The 20,865-nt window shown below is 44.4% G+C and carries 18 protein-coding genes; 14 read left to right on the top strand and 4 right to left on the bottom strand.

Annotated features, from left to right (window positions below; all coding sequences use genetic code 11):
- The first annotated feature begins 140 nt into the window (after positions 1-140).
- Entirely contained in the window at positions 141-1,436 is a 1,296-nt protein-coding gene (locus RH46_RS09210; RefSeq protein ID WP_006879151.1) for an aromatic amino acid transporter, read from the top strand.
- Positions 1,437-1,812: 376 nt separating this feature from the next.
- Positions 1,813-3,264 (top strand): tryptophanase, encoded by a 1,452-nt coding sequence (locus tag RH46_RS09215; protein ID WP_006879152.1) that lies wholly within the window; start codon positions 1,813-1,815, stop codon positions 3,262-3,264.
- Between the two features lie 55 nt (positions 3,265-3,319).
- Here RH46_RS09215 and RH46_RS09220 read toward each other — a convergent pair whose 3' ends face one another.
- Positions 3,320-3,877, bottom strand: coding sequence for a PhnA domain-containing protein (locus tag RH46_RS09220; RefSeq protein ID WP_006879153.1), 558 nt, complete (start codon positions 3,875-3,877; stop codon positions 3,320-3,322).
- Between the two features lie 264 nt (positions 3,878-4,141).
- Between RH46_RS09220 and RH46_RS09225 the strand changes: the two genes are divergently transcribed.
- Positions 4,142-5,224, top strand: coding sequence for a site-2 protease family protein (locus tag RH46_RS09225; RefSeq protein ID WP_040895508.1), 1,083 nt, complete (start codon positions 4,142-4,144; stop codon positions 5,222-5,224).
- Between the two features lie 38 nt (positions 5,225-5,262).
- Here the strand turns inward: RH46_RS09225 and RH46_RS09230 are convergent, their stop codons facing one another.
- Entirely contained in the window at positions 5,263-6,051 is a 789-nt protein-coding gene (locus RH46_RS09230; RefSeq protein ID WP_040895511.1) for a M48 family metallopeptidase, read from the bottom strand.
- A gap of 91 nt (positions 6,052-6,142) precedes the next feature.
- On the opposite strand from RH46_RS09230, the gene RH46_RS09235 reads away from it, so the two are divergent.
- The 6 genes from RH46_RS09235 (at position 6,143) to RH46_RS09260 (ending at position 12,441) form a co-directional block, all read left to right on the top strand.
- Positions 6,143-6,598, top strand: coding sequence for a hotdog fold thioesterase (locus RH46_RS09235; protein ID WP_006879156.1), 456 nt, complete (start codon positions 6,143-6,145; stop codon positions 6,596-6,598).
- Positions 6,595-6,828 carry a DUF3389 domain-containing protein gene (locus RH46_RS09240; RefSeq protein ID WP_006879157.1) on the top strand — a complete coding sequence of 78 codons (234 nt, stop codon included), beginning with the start codon at positions 6,595-6,597 and terminating at the stop codon, positions 6,826-6,828. The genes RH46_RS09235 and RH46_RS09240 overlap by 4 nt, the downstream gene beginning before the upstream one ends.
- Before the next feature lie 76 nt (positions 6,829-6,904).
- Positions 6,905-8,617 carry an SgrR family transcriptional regulator gene (locus RH46_RS09245; protein WP_006879158.1) on the top strand — a complete coding sequence of 571 codons (1,713 nt, stop codon included), beginning with the start codon at positions 6,905-6,907 and terminating at the stop codon, positions 8,615-8,617.
- A gap of 5 nt (positions 8,618-8,622) precedes the next feature.
- Positions 8,623-8,874, top strand: coding sequence for a hypothetical protein (locus RH46_RS09250; RefSeq protein ID WP_006879159.1), 252 nt, complete (start codon positions 8,623-8,625; stop codon positions 8,872-8,874).
- A gap of 504 nt (positions 8,875-9,378) precedes the next feature.
- Complete coding sequence (locus tag RH46_RS09255; RefSeq protein WP_006879162.1) at positions 9,379-11,415, top strand: TonB-dependent hemoglobin/transferrin/lactoferrin family receptor; 2,037 nt, start codon at positions 9,379-9,381, stop codon at positions 11,413-11,415.
- 129 nt (positions 11,416-11,544) lie between these two features.
- Positions 11,545-12,441, top strand: a complete 897-nt coding sequence (locus RH46_RS09260) for a LysR family transcriptional regulator (protein ID WP_006879163.1) — start codon at positions 11,545-11,547, stop codon at positions 12,439-12,441.
- Between the two features lie 27 nt (positions 12,442-12,468).
- Here the strand turns inward: RH46_RS09260 and RH46_RS09265 are convergent, their stop codons facing one another.
- Positions 12,469-15,153, bottom strand: a complete 2,685-nt coding sequence (locus RH46_RS09265; RefSeq protein WP_006879164.1) for a bifunctional acetate--CoA ligase family protein/GNAT family N-acetyltransferase — start codon at positions 15,151-15,153, stop codon at positions 12,469-12,471.
- A 218-nt stretch (positions 15,154-15,371) separates the two neighbouring features.
- On the opposite strand from RH46_RS09265, the gene RH46_RS09270 reads away from it, so the two are divergent.
- Together RH46_RS09270 and RH46_RS09275 are read left to right on the top strand one after the other, a co-directional pair.
- Positions 15,372-15,923, top strand: a complete 552-nt coding sequence (locus RH46_RS09270; protein ID WP_006879165.1) for an SPOR domain-containing protein — start codon at positions 15,372-15,374, stop codon at positions 15,921-15,923.
- 153 nt (positions 15,924-16,076) lie between these two features.
- Positions 16,077-17,069: a D-alanine--D-alanine ligase gene (locus RH46_RS09275; RefSeq protein ID WP_006879166.1), complete on the top strand. Its 993-nt coding sequence runs from the start codon at positions 16,077-16,079 to the stop codon at positions 17,067-17,069.
- Here the strand turns inward: RH46_RS09275 and RH46_RS09280 are convergent.
- Positions 17,066-18,022, bottom strand: coding sequence for a tyrosine-type recombinase/integrase (locus RH46_RS09280; protein WP_006879167.1), 957 nt, complete (start codon positions 18,020-18,022; stop codon positions 17,066-17,068). The genes RH46_RS09275 and RH46_RS09280 overlap by 4 nt on opposite strands.
- Before the next feature lie 100 nt (positions 18,023-18,122).
- Here RH46_RS09280 and RH46_RS09285 point away from each other — a divergent pair, with 100 nt between their 5' ends.
- The 3 genes from RH46_RS09285 (at position 18,123) to RH46_RS09295 (ending at position 20,795) form a co-directional block, all read left to right on the top strand.
- On the top strand, positions 18,123-18,503 hold the full coding sequence (locus RH46_RS09285) for a DUF3319 domain-containing protein (protein WP_006879168.1): 381 nt from the start codon (positions 18,123-18,125) through the stop codon (positions 18,501-18,503).
- 4 nt (positions 18,504-18,507) lie between these two features.
- A complete protein-coding gene (gene yciH, locus RH46_RS09290; RefSeq protein WP_006879169.1) occupies positions 18,508-18,819 on the top strand; it encodes a stress response translation initiation inhibitor YciH in 312 nt (103 codons plus the stop codon).
- A gap of 380 nt (positions 18,820-19,199) precedes the next feature.
- Positions 19,200-20,795: a hypothetical protein gene (locus tag RH46_RS09295; protein WP_006879170.1), complete on the top strand. Its 1,596-nt coding sequence runs from the start codon at positions 19,200-19,202 to the stop codon at positions 20,793-20,795.
- The last annotated feature ends 70 nt before the right edge of the window (positions 20,796-20,865 follow it).

The following is a 20,865-nucleotide window of genomic DNA, read 5'->3' on the forward strand; positions in this document are numbered from 1 at the left end:
TGATTCGTAACACAGAAAGCTGCCACTGTTGTTCAAATTGGTATTTAACCAACTAGCGTAATTTATGATATATGGTTTGTTTCTGGGTCAAAGGTGCCGAAATATCAGCCTCGATATTTAACAACACTGGAGAGCAAGTCATGGACACAAAAGGAAACATTTCAACCACCGATACCGATATTCCCCATTTACTTAACCAAAGTAAGACTTTCGCCACGCCGAGAGTAATAGAAGGCGCGAGCATGATTGCATGTATATGCATAGGTGCAGGTATGCTAGGACTGCCATCTGCTGGAGCAGGTGCGTGGACACTCTGGTCGATACTACTGCTGGGTATTGCCATGGTAGCTATGTCGGCTAGTGGTTGTTGTATACTCGAGGTGCTGCAAACCTATGACAAACGAGTGTCAATCGCGTCAATTACCAAAGATCTTCTAGGCCTTAAGGTCGCATTTGTCACTAACCTTGCCGTCTATTTTGTCGGTGGAGCGTTGCTTTATGCGTACACAACCTCGTCAGGTTTAATGATCGAAGAGTTTACTGGTCTAGACAGCCGATGGGCTTCAATTCTGTTCGTTGCCATTTGTTCAATTTCGGTTTGGCATTCGTCTATTTTAGTCAGCCGTATCTCGGTCCTGTTGATAGTTTTTGTCGTTATAAGCTTTTGCCTGATTGCCGGAGGACTTGTATTTGAGGTCGAGATCTCGACCTTGCTGGAATTGGACCTACCTATTCCAGAACAGGCGCTCTACTCACTGTCTCTATTTCCAATCGCGCTAGCGTCATTCGGATACCATCATAATGTCTCCACAGTTCGTGATATTTACCAGAATGAGCATAAAGCACAATCGGCCATAATCGGCGGAACAATGATTGCTTTCATCATGTATGTACTTTGGTTGGTTGCAGTATTCGGTAATGTACCGAGAGATAGCTTTGTTGGGATAATACAGCAGGGAGGGAATGTTAATATCCTGTTGTCCGAACTGACCAATTACGTGCAAAGTCCGATTATGAACAACGTTGTCACAGCGTTTACTGCATCGGCAATCCTTTCGAGTTTTATTTGTGTAGGGATGGGCGTGTTTGATTATCTGGCTGACCTGTTCAAGTTTGATGATAGTAAGCAAGGTAGGGCAAAGTCACTCGCCGTTACATTCTTGCCACCACTTTTTGCTTCACTCGCCATCCCCTTCGGATTTTTGGCTGCGCTCAATGTTGCGGCATCAGCTGCCGCTTTCTGGGCTTGCATCATTCCGGCATTATTAGTCGTCAAGGCTAGATCAAAAAGAAAGACCCAGGGACAGATAGAAACTCGCTATAAAGTACCGGGAGGTAACTTAACACTATCGGGTATATTGATATTTGGTAGCGTGGTTATCTTTATTCATGTTTCCTCTTTTACGACCTTGATCCCTCAGTTCGGTATTTATTGAATATCGCAAACATAAAAAAAGACCACACAGGGCTGTGTGGTCAATAAGCGGCGATAAATAAGGAGGCATCGTCGCATGTAGGACAAGAGCCAGCAAGAACCCAGCGCCCGTAGACAGTGTGCTGAAACTCACGTGACTCTTTCCTGCAGTTATATTTGTATCTTGTCAGATAAAATGGAGGTAGTAAATTTTGATAATTAAGTCTTATCAATGACTTAATAGAAAATAAATGACGTTTAAATTACTCATCCCTTCCGATGTATTTTCAATATTATTATCACCGAGACATTGCATCTCGCGTCTCAATTCGGATCGAAACTGTTTACCTAAATGACGCTTCGATTGTTCTTTAAATGATTAACCGTGAGAACATCAGATGAATAACGAACAAAGTGCTTCAACCCTGGTTTCCCGTACATCAATTCACCCGCCAGAGCCGTTTCGAATTAGAGTGATTGAGCCTATTGACCGTATTTCGCCCTTAGAAAGAGAGCGTGCCTTAAATGAGGCTGGACTCAATACGTTGTTACTAGAAAGCAAAGACGTTTACATTGATTGCCTGACTGACAGTGGAACAGGCGCAGTCACACAATCAATGCAGGCAGCAATGTTAATGGGTGATGAAGCGTATGGTGGTAGCAGAAGCTTTACTAAGCTATCAGCAGCTGTCGAAGATATTTTTGACTACCAACTCACTATTCCGACCCACCAAGGGCGTGGGGCAGAGCAACTGTATGTGCCTAAGTTGATAGAGCTTAGAGAGAAGAAGTTTGGTTTGCAACGTGACAAGATGACAGTTGTTTCCAACTTCTTTTTTGATACCACTCAGGCTCATTCACAGATTAACGGCTGTAATATTGTCAATGCACCTGTAGAGGAAGCATTTGATACCAATAAGTCGGCGAGCTTTAAAGGTGATTTTGATCTCGAGATCCTTCAGAGCACGATTGAGGCGGTAGGGGCGCAGCACATTCCATATATAGTGGTAACGATCACTTGTAACTCGGTGGGTGGTCAGCCAGTCTCGATGTCCAACTTAAGACAGGTTTACGCCATTGCACAAGAATACGAAATCCCTGTCGTGATTGACTGTGCCAGATTTGCAGAGAATGCCTATTTTATTCAACAGCGCGAAGAGGGATACGAATACGAGTCGATACAAGAGATCACTAAAGAGATGTTCAGCTATGGAGATCTATTCTCAATGTCAGCAAAAAAGGATGCCATGGTCCCAATCGGCGGTATCCTAAGTTTTCGAACACATGAGTACTTTGAAGTATTCAGAGAATGCCAGAACTTGTGTGTTGTACTAGAAGGATTTCCTACATATGGAGGCCTTGAAGGTGGAGCAATGGAGCGGCTTGCCGTAGGTTTATATGAAGCAATGAGACAAGAGTGGTTAGATTATCGTATTCGTCAGGTTAGATATCTGGTTGAAGGACTGAGAAAGATAGGTATCCCATGTCAACAACCTGGAGGCCATGCTGCATTCGTAGATGCAGGTAAATTACTGCCTCATATCCCAGCAGAGAACTTCCCGGGGGTCGCATTGGCAAACGAGCTTTATTTGGTCGCAGGGATAAGAACACCGGAAATCGGTTCTTTACTGATAGGACGCAACTCCAAAACCGGTGAACAAATACCGTGTCCTACTGAATTATTACGAATTACTTTGCCGAGAGCGACCTATACCCAGTCACATATGGACTACATTATTCAGGCGTTTCGACTGATAAAAGATAATGTAGATAAAATAAAAGGGGTGCGGTTTACCTATGAGCCGCCAGTGTTAAGGCACTTCAATGCCAGATTCGCTAATGTGGAATAACAACAAAGGCGCTCAATTGAGCGCCTTTGTTTTATCTGTCGAAAGTAACTTGTGATTATTTCTTACGGCAGTATTCAGCGATAACGTACATAGACTGGCCGCCATTCGCTTTACCAGAAACAAGCTTAGGATCGTCGCCGATGCTGATGCCACGGATAACCGTACCTTGCTTGATTACCTGGTTCGTACCTTTAACTGGCAGGTCTTTGATAACCGTTACGTCGTCACCTTTTTTAAGTTCAACGCCGTTGCAATCAAGAGGTTTGTCATCAGCAGACATACCCGTCATTGCCCAGTTCATTTGCTCTTCTTCCATGTACATCATGTCTAGCGCATCTTGCGCCCAGCTTTCAGTATTCAGGCGAGTAAGTTGACGCCAAGCGGTAACTTGTACTGCAGGTACCTGACTCCACATGCTGTCGTTCAGACAACGCCAGTGGTTAATGTCTTTAGGTTCGTCGATTTCACCCAGACATTTGTCACAGACCATGATGCCGTAATCTACTGTCACATGGCTGTGCGGAGGAACAGCGTATGCCGTTAGTGGCGCGTCAGCAGCACATAGTTCACATTTCGATTGGCAGCGTTCTAGCATAGTAGCTTCAGAAGACATAATGGACTCACATATATTAGGTGTTAATAACGCGGCTATTATGCACTTTATCCATCGAAATGAAAGGGCTATTAATGAGAGCAAAGGTTTTCCTTAAATAAAATTGCTCAGTTCTGACTTTTGTAATCATTCAAGTAACAAAGTACGCCACTTCAATAGCTTAATGAGTGTGACAATGTCACATTGTTATCAATTTCTTTACCTCTATAGTCACTATAGGCATAATCGACCGCGTCTTTATATCAAATTAATAGGTCACGGAAGTTGGAATTACTATCCATTGATTTCTTAGGGAAACCACTTCGCCTTGAAGGTTCTATGGCAGGGTGGCAACAATTGTTCTGGAACAACCAGTTAGTCTCACAATTAGATGCAGATTCTGAACGCGGGGCAGAGACGCAACACCAGTTCACTCTTATGAATGGTGAGCAGGCTCTTGAGTGTAAGCTAGAGACGAAGCTGGGATGGCAGCCGTTTATTCTTGATTACCAGGCGAGTATTAATGGTGAGATCATTGCCCAGGGTAATCGAGACACTAAAGATATCGAGCAACAAGTCCCTCATACACCGCCGACACCAGAAAGGCGTTTCAGCCTGATTGGTTTACTGTCACTGGGCATGAAAGCGTTAAAAAGTGCCAAACTGATTAAGGTGGTGCTGGCTTCAGCGAGTCTGGCGGCATACTCGTGGCTGTTTTCGTTTCAGTTTGCGCTAGCACTGATCGCGTGTCTGGTATTTCACGAGTATGGCCATGTAAAAGCGATGAAATACTTTGGCATGAAAACCAAAGGTATCTATCTGGTGCCATTCTTGGGTGGCTTAGCGCTGAGTGACGAGAAGATAAACACTCGTTGGCAAGACGTTGTTATCTCAATCATGGGGCCGATGTTTGGTCTGGTTTTATCGCTAGTACTACTCGTGATCTACTTGATCACAGGGGAGATGTTCTTTGCCGGACTGGCGGTATTCAACGCTTTCTTGAATCTATTTAACTTACTGCCGATTTTACCACTCGATGGCGGACACGTATTGAAAAGCATCAGTTTCTCAATGAACAGCATCGCCGGTATTATTCTATGTACAGCCGCGGCGGCTGGTGGCGTGGTATTAAGCTACTCACTTGGCCTGACTCTATTCGGCTTCCTGCTCATCATGGGTATGTTAGAGATCGTATTTGAGTGGCGTGGTCGTCACCACAGCCATTTACTTCCTCTCGACCGCTACGGTCAGATTGTCTCTGCAGTCTGGTACGTAGGATTGGTGGCAGGACTTATCGGAATAATCTGGTTCTTTGCGTCTACCGGTGATCAGCTACTTCAGTTACCGTTATTAATACTTGGTACATAATCACGAAAAAGGGAGCATGAGGCTCCCTTTTTTATCTGCTAGGAACAGTTTGCCCGTTTGACCGAGTAGTCAGGCAGGGTCTTTATCTTGGCTGAAAGATCCTGGATACGTGTACTGTGCGATGGGTGAGTAGAGAGCAGCTCTGGAGGCTGGCTACCACCGGAAGCTTTAGCCATGTTCTTCCAAAGGTCGATGCTTTGATTTGGATCGAAGCCAGACTTCGCCATTAGCTCTAATCCAACTAAGTCCGCCTCTGATTCCTGAGTTCGGCCATAGGGCATCAATACTCCGTACTGAACACCTAAGCCAAGCGCTGCCATAGTGGCTTGACGATATTGTGCGTAATCCGATGAACCTAATGCAATACTGGTGATCTGTAAGCCAGCGTTGGCAATCTGTGATTGAGAAAGACGCTCGTTACTATGGTCTGCTAATACGTGGGCAATCTCATGTCCGATAACCGTTGCTAACTGATCCTGATTGACTGCGACATCAAGCAATCCAGTATAAACCCCAATCTTTCCACCTGGCAGGGCGAAGGCATTGACCTGCTTACTATCAAATACAACCACTTCCCAGTCAGTAAAGCCGGGCTGTTTTGGTACATGTTGAGTGATTGCTTTGGTGACACATTGAACGTAGGCGTTGGTTTTAGCGTCTTTACTCACCGTCTGTTGTTGTTTCATCTGCTCGAATGATTGAGCGCCGAGAGAACTCATGTCCTGATCAGAAAACAGCAGTAACTGATTACGACCTGTTGGAGAGGAAGTACAGGCAACAGCGGCTAAAGCTGCAGCAAGTGTTGAAATTTTTAACCACGTTCGCATCGAATTCTCCATTTCAAACGCAATATACAATTGGTAAATCATACCATTAGGGTACAATCCTTGTTAACCATAGTTCAAAGCGGAATTAAGAATGAGTATTTGGAAACAGCCGATCGATCTAGAGCTTCTTAACCACACATCAAAAAACACTTTGATAGAGCACCTCAATATTATTTATACCGACTTTGGTGATGACTTTATCTCAGCGACCATGCCGGTGTGCTCGTTTACCCATCAGCCGCTTGGCATGTTGCATGGCGGAGCATCAGTTGTACTTGCAGAAACTCTTGGTTCCGTCGCGGCTAATTTCTGTGTGCCAAAAGGGAGCTACTGCGTAGGTCTGGATATCAATGCGAATCATGTTCGCTCGATGCGCAGTGGTCACGTTGTTGGTACTGCAAAGCCAATACATCTGGGTGTCTCAACACAGGTATGGCAGATCAACATTACTGATGACCGCGAACGACTTGTTTGTACCAGCCGTTTAACCATCGCAGTTAAAAATAAACGTAAGCCATCAGCCGAAAGTGCAGGTAAAGAGCAATGATGATCCCTTTCAGTGGCGGTAAAATTATCGCTACCGCCTTTGAAGTAGTGGTAAAACTCGAAGGTTCACATATGGTTACCTTGCAAGCACAGAATGACGCGATTACGTTAATCGGGCGTGGAGCTAACGTTATATCAGCGAATGGCAGTGAAACAAAGTGGTCAGTTAAGATTGATAACGAACAACAATTAATCGAGTTATCACAGCAAATTAGCGGCGAGATACAATAATCGAATTATCACTTGATCCTTTAATGCTAAATGGGGAAACTCGTTGTTAGATTAATAATGACGAGTTTTCCTCTTTATGAGTAGCCCGAGACTAAGAGTCCAATTTGAAACCCTGTTTGAACACTATAAAGGCCAGGACTGTGGTGTTCAGCTTGAAGAAATCACCGAGATCTTATTCTGTACCAGACGTAATGCCCGTATCGTCCTTAACAAGATGGAAGAGGAAGGCTGGCTAGAATGGCACCCCGCACCGGGGCGAGGCAAGTTATCTCAGTTGATCTTTAAACGTAGCCGGGCCGATGTTAGTGAAAACCTTGCTCGACGCTACTTAGAAGAGGGAAAGATCGGTCAGGCGCTCAAAGTGCTAGACCACGACAGTGCAAAGCTTGCTCAAGTGGTTGAAAGCTATCTTGGTATTGTTCACCAGGAAGGGCAACAAGTTGTGCGTCTTCCTTATTACCGTCCGCTTACCACACTCAACCCTAGTGTCCCAATGCGCCGTTCAGAGCTCCATATCGCGCAGCAAATCTTTAGTGGTTTGACCCAAATTGACGAATCAGAGCAGTTACAGCCAGATCTTGCCCACACATGGGAGATGTTATCGCCGACTCATTGGCGTTTCTATATCCGTCCGAGTGTTCGCTTTCACAATGGCGATCTACTTACGATGCAAAACATCATCGACTGCCTCAACGCGCTCAGAAGCAAAAATCTCTACTCACATTTCGATCGCATAGAGTCACCAGGGCACTTAGTCGTCGATATACATCTCACACAAAGCGATTACCAGTTGCCGCTACTGCTATCGGAGTCGTGCGCTAAAATCATTTTACCTCCTGAAAGTAGGGCGGATGACTTTGATATGTTCCCGATTGGAACAGGGCCCTACAAAGTCGTTCAGAACGATAACAAACGCTTGGTACTTAAAGCGTTTGACGGCTATTTCGGGTTCAGACCTCTACTCGATCGTGTTGAAGTCTGGGTTATCGATGAAGCGCACTCTTCAATGGTATTTCCAAGTCTGTCAAAGCCAATTAAGCCGGATGTCGCCAACTATGGAGATGAAGTCGAGCTCGACCCAGGCTGCACCTTGTTGTTGCTTAACCGTAAAAATGGCTTAGCAGTAAGTGATGAATGGGCGAGTTACTTCAGTCATAGGCTCAACACGCTCAACCTGTTTCAGCAGTTACCACAAGACAAGATTGTTGAGTTAGGCGTTTTACCGGCTCACGGATTAAAGCCAGGTTGGTATCACCACACCAGACAGGGGTATACCTCACCGCCTTCATACCGAACCGTGACAATCGCTTACCATGCGCAGCACCCAATGTTTCCAACTCTGGTTAAATGTATCGAAGCGATCCTTAAACAAGACGGTTTGAGCGTAAACCTGATCAAATACGACATTACGGTTGAAGACACCACAGAAGTTGATATCTGGATAAAACCAATGGGAATTGCGACCAATCGTGACGACGCATTGGCTGGTTGGTTGCTCAACTACAGTGATATTGAGGCATTAAGCATTAGCGAAGATTTTGAATATTGGACTAAAGTCGTAAAAGAGTGGCAAGCAGCAGAAAATGCTAGTTTTCCTGCCTTAGAAATCGGTAAATCACTGGTAGAAAGAATGCAATTGATTCCGATGTTCCATTGCTGGCTCGGAGTAAGTAAAGATCAATGTGGTTCGCTGCAAAACGCCAAATGCAACGCTCTTGGTTGGTTTGACTTTAGCAAAGTGTGGGTCAAACCTGCGTTGGATCTCACTTTCGAGCAAAAGGAAGAGTAATTAGTTTGGCAAAACCTAATAAAAAACAGCCCTCTAAAACAGTTAACGTATTCTGTGCCAAATGTAAGTATCAGCTATTTAAATACCGTAAAGGGGGCAAAGGCGCATTAGTTAAATGCTTTAAAGAGCGAATTGTTGAGGATTACACTGAAAAACCCTGTTTTTGTCCGGGTTGTGGCTGTGAGTTTGCGAGGGATACATTAGTCCGAGGTACGCCAGCATTTAAGATTATCGGCGGTAAAGTCACTATGAAGTAGGGCTCAATCAGCATAATCTTTTAACATATTTGTCAGTGTGATTATTTACCGAAACTGTTTAAAACGGGCGGAAAAACGCTGATTTTGATCTGAGTCGATAAAAAACGTAAAAATCTCGTTAAGAGCTATCATTGTTTTGTAAAGGTGTTAGAATAGCCGCAGTTTCGATTCGGTTTTTCCAACTTTACATTAGGGGTTTACAATGGAGTTAGGTCTCATCATCACTTTCATCGTTGCAGCGGCTGTAATGGTTAAGAAAGAGATGGCAAGCGCAAAATAATCGGTTTATTCATTCCAATTTCTCATTTCTTTTTTGAATGAACCACTAAAAGCTCCTTATTAGGGGCTTTTTTAGTTTCTGGCCTTTCTAATCTCAATTCTTCTAGCCAAGTGAGTAAGATATAGTCTTTACAATTTTTACCAATGAAAGTGATAGTAATTATCATTTACATTCGTATAATGTTGAGCGCGAAAACTATAACTCAACTAGAGAAATTACGGATAATGAAAGTCAACTTCAGCCTTGTAGCATCAGCAGTGGTGCTCGCTCTCTCAACAAACTCTGTCCACGCTCAGGACGTAACCACATTTGATGAGGTCGTCGTGTCAGCATCACTTGCAGAAAAAACACAGCAGGATAAGACACGCTCAATTGAAACTATTGACCACCAGCAATTGGAAGAAATGCAAGTCAATTCCGTTGCTGAGACCGTTAAGTATCAACCTAACCTGACTACAGTTGGCGCTAATGTCGCCGGTAACCAGTCGGTGAATATTCGTGGTTTAGGTGACAATAAAGTTCTACAAGTTATCGATGGCACGCGACAGAATATCCAGTATGGCCACCGCCCAACATACTTTTTAGATCCCGCTCTATTGGGCAGTGTGGAAGTCATTAAAGGTCCTATCAGTTCTCTATACGGCTCCGGTGCCATCGGTGGTGTCGTCATTCAAAACACGCTAACCGCTGATGATCTTATCGAAGATCAGGGGCTGGGTGGTCGTATCAAACTTGGTTATCAGGATAACGGAGACGTCTGGACCAACTCTGCGGCATTGGCGACGAAACAGAACGATGTCGACTGGATTCTTGCAGGTAGTTACACCGATTCAGGTGATATGAAGCAGGGGAATGGGGACACTCTTTACGGAACTAAAGCGGAAAACCTGACAGGTCTTGCAAAAGTAAACTGGCAGGTGAATGATGAACATAAACTTGGCCTGAGTTTACGATACGCTGATCTTGATGGTCGACCACCGGTAGTGGGAGACTCTAGTGGTCAGATTAACGATCCTGACAAACTGATCTCTCGTAAAGTTAAAGATTCGTCTGCTGCGCTTAAGTACGCCTACAACCCTCAGTCTGAGCTAATCAACCTAGAGTCTTCGTTATATAAGAACAGCTCAAAAATTACGGAACGTGACCCTTCTAACAGTGATGATGATTTATCACAAATAGAGACAGTCGGTTTTAACCTGAATAACCAGTCTCAGATTGGCAAATGGCAGGTGCTAACCGGGTTAGATGCGTATCAGGATCAACTGGACGCAACTCGTGCAGTATCGACATCCGGACGACCAGAACTTCCTAAAGATGCTGAAACAAATAACGTCGGTGCATTTGCTTATATTAACTATGACCTGCTTCCATCCTTAGCTCTCGATGCAGGGGTTCGATACGATCGCTTCGAATCAAAAGCGCAAGGTTACGATAAAAACACCAAAGATTCTGTGTCACCGTCGGTTGGTCTTGCGTGGCAAGCGCAAACATGGATGCTGTGGTCACTTCGCTATGACGAAGCATTCAGAGCGCCGAGTACGTCTGAGCTTTACACCTCGGGTACGCACTTTACTATGTTCCCGGGTGCATCGAACGAATTTGTTGCTAATCCGGAATTAAATCCGGAGAAGTCACACAACGTCGAGCTTAAAGGTCAGTTCGATTTTGATAATGTGTTTACTGAAGACAAGCTCTCATTCACAGCGGCAGCATTCCGCAATAAAGTTGAAGATCTGATCAACCTCGATGTTACGACTCTTAGCGCTGCCGATATGATGTCTTGTGTCATGGCGAGCGGCTTTGCCTGTGGTGGTACAAGTACTTCTAAGAACATCGATAACGCCCTAATTGAAGGCTTTGAGCTAAGCGCGAATTATTCAGTTGCGACGTTGGATCTGGGTCTATCTTACGGACAGACGCGTGGTAAAGATGACGATACTCAAGAGTGGCTATCTTCAATGCCAGCGGATAAGTGGGTAGCGAGCGTAGAGTACGGCTTATGGGATTACGATACTAAGCTGGGTACCAAGGCTACCTTTGTTGCCGATCAGGAGCGTCTGCCGACTGATGATACGACAGGCCCTTACGATGACTACACTTTAGTTGATCTTTACGTTACTTGGGAGCCAAGCGAAAAGCTAACCGGCTTAAAGGTTGATTTCTCAGTGATTAACGCAACGGATGAGAACTACCGTCAAGCCTGGACACAGGTATACAACCCGGGTCGTTCATTCCGAATTGCGGGCCAATATAACTTCTAATCCCTCTAAACTAATCACAGCCACCTCTAGTAGGTGGCTTTTTTTGTATAAATGCGCATACTAGGATCCAAAGAGCCCCTGTATTGCGCATGATTTGCCAATACCCCGATTAAAGGCGACAAGAAAAACATGCAAAGCCCAATTACGCTTGAAGCGCTCCATATTTTAGATGCAATTGAAAGACGGGGTAGCTTTGCTGCGGCAGCCAATGAGCTAGACCGAGCTCCCTCATCGCTCAGTTATCAGATTCAGAAGATAGAACAAGATCTCGATATCATGATTTTTGACCGTTCTGGTCATAAAGCTAACTTTACCGAAGCGGGTAAATTGATCCTTGAGAGAGGCAGAGCGATACTCGCTGCAACTGAAAAGCTAGTTAATGATGCCAGTGTATTAGCCAATGGCTGGGAGCTGGACATTACCTTAGCGTATGACGGAATCATTCCGGTCAATAATTTCTTCCAGATGGTCAATGACCTTGGTAACGTGAGTTCAACTCGCGTCAAGCTGCAGGAAGAGATTCTGGCTGGATGCTGGGAGTCGTTAAACACTGGTCGTGCAGACTTACTGGTTTGTCCTAAGCTGGACACACTACCGCAAGACGTAAAAGCGGAAGTGATCGGTAATATGGAGATGGTGTGGGTTGCGGCTCCCGATCATTACGTTCACAAGCGTAGCGGAAAATTTGACGAGCAAGCGCGTGAAAAGTATCGAATCATCGCTATTGCTGATACGGCTCGGGAACAACCCGCCATCACAGTCAACATTACCCAGCGCCAGCCAAGACTGACGGTGACCAATTTTGCAGCGAAAGTAGATGCGCTAAAAATAGGCTTGGGTATTGGTACACTTCCCAAAGCGTTAGCGACTGAGCTGATTGAACAGGGCGCTTTAAAAGCGATCACGGATGTCGACTCGCAATCGATCGATATTATTCTTGCCTGGAAGCGCAACAAAATCGGTGAAGCGAAATCATGGTGTATTCAGTACTTAATGAAAAACTGGAAAGCCAACGCCAAAGTATAAGAAAGGGAGCTTAAATGCTCCCTTTTGTTATTCGTTAAGAGGTAACACCATATCAGCGGTACCGTCCTCAAACTGTACATCGAGCTTAAAGCCCAGTTTCTGCGCTAACATCAACATCCCTCGGTTAGTCGGCATTGTCATACCTGACATTTGCTTGGTACCTTTATTACGACAATACTCGATTACCTTGGTCATTAACACTTTACCTAAACCGTTACCTTTCAAATCGGATCGAATCAGGATAGCGAACTCAGCATCGGTGTTTTCCGGATTAATCAGCGCGCGCGAAACACCAATAATAGGACAACCTTCCCGCGACTGACTGACGGCGACAAACGCCATCTCACGGTCATAATCGATCTGAGTTAAGTTAGCTAACGCTTCATGGTTAAATTCACCGACGTCGCTAAAGAAGCGCTTATACAGATCTTCTTTGGACACATTATTGATGAAGTCAGCATGATGAGGTTCATCTTCAGGCAGAATAGGCCTTAGAAGAACTTCTTCGCCATCCTTGAGAGTAATTAACTCTTCGGACTCGACAGGATAAGGGCGGATAGCCAGTCTCTCCTGAGCATCTCCCTCATAACGTTCAAGGATTAAATCTGCATCGAGGATAGTAAACTGGGAACCGTTAGCGAGTACTGGATGGATATCCAGTTCATATACCTGAGGGCAATCAACCACCATTTGCGAGATTCTGACCAGCAACTCAGATAAGCCGTGAATGTCCATCGGCTCGGGTAGTTTTTGTGGCCGAATCTTACCGTTCTTGATTGCACGGATGATCAGATACCGAGCGAGTGCCATATTGAGTGGCGGTAGTGCTGAAGCCGCATCAATCGATTCATCCCATTCAGAACCGCCCTGACCGAGTAGAATGACAGGGCCAAAGGTATCGTCAGTTTTGACCTTGATACGGATCTCTTCACCGCCTGCAAGCTTGGCCATACCTTGAACCAACAGACCATGGATGTTAGCGGAAGGATAGGAGAGCTTAGTTCGATCTAATATCGCCTCGGCGGCACTTGCTACCTCAGTGCTATTACGCAGGTTAAGCATCACCCCCTGAACGTCAGACTTGTGGGCAATGTCCGGAGAGCGGAGTTTTACCGCCACTGGGTAGCCAATCTGCTCGGCAACATGAACCGCTTCACTGGTATCGGAAGCAATCCAGGTCGGCAGTACGTTAAAGTTAAAGTGGCGTAAAAATGGTCCAATCTGGTGGGTATCTAAAGATACTGTTTGTTTATCCAGTAGTTTCTCTTCAATCCATTTTTTCGCTTCATTTATCTCTGTTACATGAACTTGCTCGGCAGTCGTTGGGGTCTCCATTAACTGTTTCTGGTTACGTCGGTACTCGACCAAGTGCATGAACGCGACGACTGCACTCTCTGGAGTACGATAGGTAGGAATCCCTGCTTGAGTGAAGATATCTCGTGCTGGCTTAGCAGTCAGTTCACCAGACCAGTTAGTCAGGAAATTAAACCTTCTGTGTCTAGGGTGGGACTTAATCGCTTCAACAATCGCTAAAGCGGTCTGTTCAGAATGGGCTACAGCAGACGGACTGTGCATAATAAGAATAGCGTCGGCACAATCTGTATCCATCAACGCCTTTAATGTATCAACGTATCGCGTGTGGTCAGCATCGCCAACCATATCTATCGGATTATTGTGGCTCCAACTGGCAGGTAGGATCCCACTGAGTGTATCAATTGTCTCTTCGGATAACTGAGCGAGTTGACCGCCTCTTTCGAGAAGGGTATCAACGGCCATAATCGCAGGACCACCGCCATTAGTGATGATAGCTAAACGTTCACCGCGCAAAGGTACTGAGTGGGTAAGTGTTTCTACCGCGGCAAACAGTTCATGTGAGTTATTAACACGAAGCATACCGGTACGTCTGATGGCTGAATCGTAAATGATATCGAGGGTATCATCGCCACCTGTATGTGCTCGTGCTGCGATCCGTCCTGCCGAAGTACGCCCGCCTTTCAATACCAATATTCGGCGGTTACGTGAAGCCGCTCGGGCAGCGGACATAAAGCGCCGCGCGTCTTTGATGGTATCGACATACAGCAAAATAGCTTCGGTATGAGAATCGGTACTTAGGTGATCGAGCAGCGAGGCAAAATCGATATCCAGGGCATTACCGAGAGAGATAAAAGCGGAAAAACCGATGTTCTTATCATTGGCCCAATCGAGGATGGTGGTACACATTGCTGCCGACTGGGAAATAAATGCGATTTTACCTTTCTTCGCTGTAACGGGAGAGAAGGAGGCGTTGAAATTCGCCCAAGGTAGAATCAAGCCAAGTGTATTGGGTCCGAGGATACGCATGCCGCTCTGTTTGGCGATGTCTAGACAGGCATCCTGGATGCTTTGCCCTTCATCATTGGCGAAGTGCATATCGGCAGACAGAACAATAACGGTTTTGACCTGTTTGTCTGCTAACTGTTCAAACAAGCGCTGATTATATTTAGCGTGAGTACATAAAATAGCGACATCAGGAACAATAGGTAGGTTTTCAATCGAAGGATAGGCGAGTACACCGCATACTGAAGAGTACTTTGGCGTAACCGGCATAATTGCCCCTTCAAAGCCACCATGTAGAAGATTTTTCATCACAATATTGCCGGCACGCATCGGTTTAGTCGATGCACCTATCACGGCAACAGAACGAGGTTTCAAAAGATGATTCAAGTGACTCATTACGATGCTCCAATACGGGCGATGAGCCTAATCGTATCTAACCTGAATAAGGATTGCTTGATGGATTTGGTGTTGTTTTAATCAGATCACTGCTGTTCCAGCTCAGTTTGTGTCTTGTGTCACAGACTATTGATATATAATTAGAATGTTGGGTTGATTCTCAACGTATCTAACGGCATGATTTACAGTAATTTCTAGTTAAGGCATTTGAAAATTTCATGAAAAAAATTGCGATTGTTGGCTTATCAATGGTGCTTTCTGCATGTGTATCGAACAAATACGTTACTGACGTGAGTTCAGAAAGCTATCGTGAGGATTACAAAGCAGCGAAGGTTGAACAACCCGTTGTAACACAGCAAGGAACAACGAGCGGCATTTCTGAAAGCAATGTTGTGGCTATGGAAAAGCCAGTGGTTCAAACGCAACCACAAGCTAAGCCTGCCGTAGCAATTATTCCACCGACAGCAAAACAAAAATCAATGAATCCTCGTTACGGATTCACGATTCAGGTTGTTGCGGTTGGTTCTCAAACAAAAGTAGACCACTTTGCGCGTAAGCTACCTCGTGACAACCAGCCTATCTGGGAAAACTACAAAGTCGTTAATGGCACTAAGTGGTACACTGTACTTTACGGTGATTACGCGACACGCACTGATGCAAAAGCTGCGATCGCTGAACTACCAGCTGAGTTCCGCTCACTTCAGCCATTCGTTAAGAGCATTGATGCAATTAAGAACTCGCAATACCCAACGCTGAACAAACTTAACTAAAGAAAGGGGCGCTTAGCCCCTTTTTTTACGCTTAATTAATGGCCATTCAAACGGTTTAACCCAATTTTGACCGCTAAAGCCGTGTAAGTTTGGGTAGTTTTTATTATCATGGCTTCACCAATCCCTCTGTTGTATCACGGAAAGATCTATTAAATGACTCATACGACAATTCTTCTTCTTTGTGGTGGCGGCTCTTCTGAGCACGAAGTGTCACTAGTTTCGGCAAACTTTCTTCAATCTCAATTAGAACTGACTTCTGATTTTAATGTCATTCGTGTCGAGATGAAAACAGACGGATGGTACACAGATAAAGGTGAGCTGGCTTATCTGGATACCAACTCCGGCACTCTTAATACTGATAAGGAATCGGTAAAACTCGACTTTATCGTCCCTTGTATTCACGGTTTCCCTGGCGAAACTGGTGATATTCAATCAATGTTAGAATTAGCGGGTATCCCATACCTGGGGTGTGGCCCGGAAGCGAGCACCAATAGTTTCAACAAAATCACATCTAAGCTGTGGTATGACGCGCTAGGTATTCCAAATACCCCTTATATCTTCCTTTCTGAAAACGATCAGCATGCTTACCAAGCGAGTAAAGAAGCGTTTGAAAAATGGGGAAGTGTGTTTGTAAAAGCCGCACGTCAGGGATCTTCGGTTGGTTGTTACAAGGTAACGGATATTGAGCAGTTGCAGCAGGCACTGAACGATGCTTTCGGTTACTCTGATCAAGTGTTAGTTGAACAAGCCGTTAAACCGCGTGAGCTAGAAGTTGCAGCTTATCAATATCAGGGTGAATTGCATATTTCTAAGCCTGGTGAAGTGATCGCGCCGGAAGACGCTTTCTATAGTTACGAAGAGAAGTACAGTGCTTCGAGTCACTCTAAGACAGAAGTAGAGGCTTCTAATCTGACTGAGCAACAACTAGAAATTATTCGCACCAGTTCAGAAAAAGTGTTTACTCAAATGAGGCTGAGACACTTGTCTCGCATTGATTTCTTCCTGACACCGGAAGGTAACATCTACCTCAACGAAGTGAATACCTTCCCGGGAATGACACCGATTTCAATGTTCCCTAAGATGCTAGAAAACAACGGCCACAAGTTCTCTGAATTCCTGGCTGATTGTGTACGTAGCTCGCTCTAATTCCATGGTTTAAAGCTTTTAAACGCTAACCTTTCTGCTGCTGCTTGTGTCCTATTACCTATATATTGATAGGGCATAGCAGCGCTTTGCCAACGACCAAAGTGTTGAATATCTTTCACTTTTACGCCTTTCTCTGCCATTTCTGCAACGGCTCCCACACGCAAAGACTGCCCGGAAAACTTGAGGTCTAATCCTAGTTTGTCACTCGCCGCTCTTAAAATACGATAAATAGAAGAATCATCGAGTGGCGACGAATTTAGGTTGCCATGTTTATCGATAGCACTAAATAGAGCGCCATGATCGGTTCCGCGATACGCCAACCATCGATTCAGGCACAGCGTAGCCTGTTCTGACAAAGGATATTGGTTTTGACCTAAACAGATCGAGATCACTCCGTTGTTATCAACCAGAGACTGGTAATCGAGGTTTTTTAATTCGGAACGTTTGAGCATGCACTCGAACATCAAGAAATATATAGCTAGATTGCGCACGTTTGTTAGTTGAGGAGAATTGGCAAGTTTCTCGGTCAGCAGCTCTAAGTGAGCGCGAGTAAAAGCCGTAGTAGATTTTGCGTCTTGCTTTTTAACGATGCGCAATTGAGAAAGAACGGTTCTTACCGCGACGCTAGAAGTAGGGTCGATACCCGTTAATATTTTATGGATACGGCTTATGGTTACCGTGTAACGCTTTAGGGTGGCAAGTTTGCGGTGCTGGGATTCTTTTTCAAGAAACAACCTCACTGCAGTAGCGGATGCTGGCAGGGGCGTAACATGTTTTTTTTGACAGAATTCGACAAACAGATTCCAGTCTTTACGTAGTGCTAGCAGCGAGTTACGTGCATAAGCACCGTCAGTCAAAAAGTCGACGTCTTCTAAACTGACAGGAGATAAGAACGTATTAGTAAGACTTTTTTTAAGTGCTTCATCTGTGATGACGCGAACATTTTTTCTCATTGTTACGCACTATAACTATTAATATTATACTAAATATACTTGAAAATGAGCAATTTACAATTATTATTAAACTAACTGTATACCAAAGATAATAACTAATATGGCTGCTGCAACTTATCGGGGCTTTACGCTCAAAACCGCTGGAAACTCTACAGAAGTTTGGCAAGTACAAATCAAGAATCACGTGTTGTCAGGAAGTATGGCAGCAGTAAAGAAGAGCATTGACTGGTTCTGTGATACTGCAACCATCATTGACCCAAAAGAGTTTAGCTCTTTGGCGGCCAAGAAGGCAGAATCATCAGGTCAACCAGCCCAAGAAAATTTCCATGGTTATACCATCAAAAATGACACTGGAGAGGCAAACAGCTGGTATTGCTTCTTTAATGGTAGGCTGATAAAAGGTGGAAAACTTGCTATTCAGAAGCATATAGAGGCATACTTGGTCGCTAAACAGAAAGCTGAACAGCAACAGAAGAAGTAGATGTATGACTCTTGTATATAGTACTGACGTAGGTCGTATCAAACCTGAAGAACAAAAGCCTGTGCGCGAAAAAGGCGACGGTATTGTGCGTATTGAACGCCAAACTAAAGGTCGTAAAGGCAAAGGTGTTTCGATCGTTACTGGCCTCGATTTAGACGACGCGCCGCTAAAACTGCTAGCCGCTGAATTGAAAAAAGTGTGTGGCTGCGGTGGCTCAGTTAAAGATGGAAAAATCGAAATTCAAGGCGATGCGCGTGATAAAATCAAAGCGCACTTAGAAAAGAAAGGTCATACAGTCAAACTCGCCGGTGGTTAACCCATTCTATTTATACTGCTAAAGTAGGGCAGCTTCGTTGCTCTACCTTACTCTAATTAAAAATCAAATAAACGCCTCTAATTAACTTTCATTCTCCTCTGAAATAATTAAGCTCCAATTCAACAATCCACGTTAATTAATTAAATCTAAATTATCTTCTTCTTGAAAAAAATATCAGTGTTATTTTTATCACTTTAATACTTTTATAGTTCTTGACGTAAGAATATTGGAAATTTAATACAACTAAAAAGGAAGTCTTCCTACTTAGTGTAATTATACATTTCATTAAAATTCTAGCTTATTCGTTTATGTTTTCGTCTATCTCTATTTAAACAGGCGATCTACATAAGCACCTTTCAATATATGCTAGAAGGTCTTTTATGAACGTAACAAATTTAGTGGCACATCCTTGGCGAAGTTTATTAATAGGAACACTACTTTTAACTGGATGTGGAGGTACAGAAGATCCCAAAAGTACTAACGTCCAGACGCCGCCAGATCGTTCTGAGCCACCAGTGATTACCGCCTTAGAGGTCACTTACGTAGATGGTGTACTAACACCAAGTGTAGAATGCTCAAGATGTAATTCGGACTCTTATCAGTATGTCTGGAAAGCGGGTGGAGAAGTCATAGGTAATGACTCAACTTATGTGTTTAACTCAGACGAGTCGACTGATGGCCAGGTTAGAATAGAGGTTACCGCGAGAGACAATGATAACCGTCTAGCAAGTGCATACAGTGTTTATCAAATTACAGAAGTAGATGAAATATTTTCAAATCAAAGCGCATTTGCCGCACGTTTTACTGATGGGTCTGTTATTACTTGGGGCGCAGACGAGTCAGGAGGAGATAGTTCCGATGTCGATTTGACGAGTGGAGTAACAAAAGTTGTAGGGACTGCAAATGCATTTGCTGCGTTAAAGCATGATGGCTCGGTGGTGGCTTGGGGGGCTAACGGTTTTGGTGCTGATACAACGATCGTTGATGTTTCGGGTGAGGTGCGTGATATTACGAGCAACCCTTATCTGTTCGCAGCGGTCAAGAATGATCTGTCAGTGGTTACCTGGGGCGCAAATCCTTACCCAGTCGTGAGTCTGTCGGGTGGATATCAAAGTATAGTCAATACCTTTGGCGCGTTCGCTGCGGTGAAAAACAATGGTTCAGTGGTAACGTGGGGCTTAGATAATTTTGGAGCGGATAGTTCAGCTGTAAACCTTTTGTCGGGCGTCTATCTGGTCAAACCCACTTCGTCAGCATTTGCTGCATTAAAACTAGATGGCTCATTGGTCACATGGGGTAGTAGTAGCAGTGGAGGGGACGCCTCGTCGTTAAACTTGACCGGGCAAATCACTCAACTTTATAGCAATTCCAATTCTTATTTCGCAGTAAAGCGAAATGGAAGTGTTCTGTTTTGGGGCGGGAATCAAACACCAAACGTCGATTTATCTAGTGGTATTCGATCAGTCTATTCTAACAATTATGCCTTCGCAGTAGTTAAAAATAATGAATCAGTTGTTACTTGGGGGACAAATGCATTTGGCAATAACTATGGTGGAGATAGCTCTTCAGTAGACTTTACTGGAGGGGTAAGAAATATCTATCCAAACGCATTTGCTTTTGCAGCAATTAAAAACGATGGCTCTGTTGTTACATGGGGAGCATCTGACTCAGGAGGTCAATTTGGTTCGGGAATCAACCTTTCGGGGGGCGTAGAGGAGATCTATGCAACCCGTACTGCATTTGCAGCGGTAAAAAGTGATGGCTCTGTGATCACATGGGGTCAAGATGGTGGAGACAGCCAAGGCGTCGATTTTTCAAGTGGCATCCGCGACGTTTACTCAAATAATTATGCATTTGCTGTGATAAAAAATGATGGTTCGCTTGTTACTTGGGGAGACAGTAACCGAGGAGGAGATAGTTCAAGCGTGAGCGACTTGTTTATACGTTCATTTACACTAGTAGAAACCTCACTTTAAAAATATATAATTTCTCATGATATAAACACATGGTTCTCGTTTTACAAACGAGAACCTATATCTAGTTAAT

Source organism: Vibrio brasiliensis LMG 20546 (assembly GCF_000189255.1).
Taxonomy (GTDB): Bacteria; Pseudomonadota; Gammaproteobacteria; order Enterobacterales; family Vibrionaceae; genus Vibrio; species Vibrio brasiliensis.